Below are 1869 nucleotides of genomic sequence, written 5' to 3'. Positions count from 1 at the left end.
GGGTAACCGGAATATCTGGTTGATATCTCCTTTGCTGGCAGCCTGTAATTCCCACTTTCTCACCGGAGAATATGGTTGATCAGCCTCCCTTCGCGGGTTAGTATCAGTCCATCTATAGGAGGACGACCTCCCCCACCTTGGGAAGTAATGACCAGGACGACCTGGCCCCGTTATATTTCGGAGGGGTCAATGCCTTGGGTATATCTTCTCGTTGCCGGTGTCCTTGAGATTGTGTGGGCTTACACAATGAAGCAATCTCATGGCTTCAGTCGGCTCTTACCATCGATCATCACGATTTCTATAATGGTGGCCAGCTTCTGGCTGTTAGCAGTCGCCATGCGAACTATTCCACTCGGAACTGCCTACACAATCTGGACGGGAATAGGAGCTGTAGGCGCTTTTCTTGTCGGAATCGCATTTTTGGCTGAACCGGTTAATGCAGCGAGAATCATTGCTGCGATCCTCATTGTTTCAGGGTTGGTGTTAATGAAACTATCCAGCGCCTGACATCGAGGTTATTAATGATGGGTCTCGTTACTGGCCTTATTAACCTCTCAAATTATGAGGTCAGGGACTCCAAGTCGACAGACGACGAAATGCACTTCCAGGTGGACGCACCCGATCCCATCGCGTGCGAGAAATGTGGCGTGCAGGGTGAAATCGTGCGGTTCGGCAAGCGTGATGTTCCTTATCGTGATTTGCCCATCCACGGCAAGCGGGTCACCCTCTGGGTGGTTCGTCGCCGGTACACCTGCCGGGCCTGCAAGACCTCCTTCAGGCCCCAGCTACCGGAGATGGTGGACGGCTTCCGCATGACGCGGCGGCTGCATGAGTACGTGGAGAAAGAATCCTTCAACCACCCCTACACCTTCGTGGCGGCGCAGACTGGCCTGGACGAGAAGACGGTACGCGACATCTTCAGCGCTCGCGCCGAGTTCCTGGGGCGCTGGCACCGATTCGAGACGCCTCGCATTCTGGGTATAGACGAGCTGTACCTGAACAAGCGCTACCGCTGCATTCTGACCAACATCGAGGAGAGAACCCTGCTCGACCTGCTGACCACCCGCCGGCAGGACTTGGTGACCAACTACCTGATGAAGCTGAAAGACCGGCAGAAGGTCGAGATCGTCAGCATGGACATGTGGAACCCCTACCGTACGGCGGTCAAGACGGTGCTACCACAGGCCCGTATCGTGGTCGATAAATTCCATGTGGTGCGCATGGCCAATGATGCCTTGGAGAAGGTGCGCAAGGGCCTAAGAAAGGAGCTGAAACCCTCCCAGAGCCGAACCCTCAAGGGAGACCGGAAAATCCTGCTGAAACGCGCTCACGAAGTCTCAGACCGAGAGCGGCTGATCATGGAGACCTGGACAGGCGCATTCCCGCAACTGCTGGCCGCCTACGAGCACAAGGAGCACTTCTACGGCATCTGGGATGCCATCACGCGCTCCCAGGCAGAAGCCGCCCTGGACGAGTGGATAGCCACCGTCCCGAAAGGCCAGAAGGAAATCTGGAGCGATCTGGTCAGAGCGGTGGGCAACTGGCGCGAAGAGATCATGACCTACTTCGAGACGGATATGCCCGTCACCAATGCTTACACGGAATCCATCAACCGACTGGCCAAGGACAAGAACCGTGAAGGGCGTGGTTACTCCTTCGAGGTGATGCGGGCACGAATGCTCTACACCACGAAGCACAAGAAGAAGGCCTCAACTGCGAAGGTCTCTCCATTCTACAAGAAAACCATCTGTTACGGACTGTCGGATTTCGCAGAGGAACTCAATTACGGGGTCGATCTATCAACCATCTGAGGGTGGTATAAGGTTGGTGGGGTGAAGGAGCCCCATCAACCATTAAATCCGGATACCC

The 1869-nt window shown here is 55.3% G+C and carries 2 protein-coding genes; both read left to right on the top strand.

The window, feature by feature from the left end:
- Positions 1-189: 189 nt before the first annotated feature.
- Positions 190-507 (top strand): DMT family transporter, encoded by a 318-nt coding sequence (locus OK409_RS22400; RefSeq protein WP_264367558.1) that lies wholly within the window; start codon positions 190-192, stop codon positions 505-507.
- A gap of 14 nt (positions 508-521) precedes the next feature.
- Entirely contained in the window at positions 522-1811 is a 1290-nt protein-coding gene (locus OK409_RS22395) for an ISL3 family transposase (RefSeq protein WP_023343400.1), read from the top strand.
- Positions 1812-1869: the final 58 nt, after the last annotated feature.

Source organism: Pantoea sp. RG18 (assembly GCF_025910075.1).
In the GTDB taxonomy this organism is placed as follows: domain Bacteria; phylum Pseudomonadota; class Gammaproteobacteria; order Enterobacterales; family Enterobacteriaceae; genus Pantoea; species Pantoea agglomerans.
This window is presented reverse-complemented; position numbering and strand designations above follow the sequence as displayed.

Excerpts from the sequence above, each read along its gene's own strand:
- OK409_RS22395 (WP_023343400.1), top strand. The coding sequence starts at position 522 with ATGATGGGTCTCGTTACTGGCCTTATTAACCTCTCAAATTATGAGGTC.
- OK409_RS22400 (WP_264367558.1), top strand. The coding sequence starts at position 190 with ATGCCTTGGGTATATCTTCTCGTTGCCGGTGTCCTTGAGATTGTGTGG.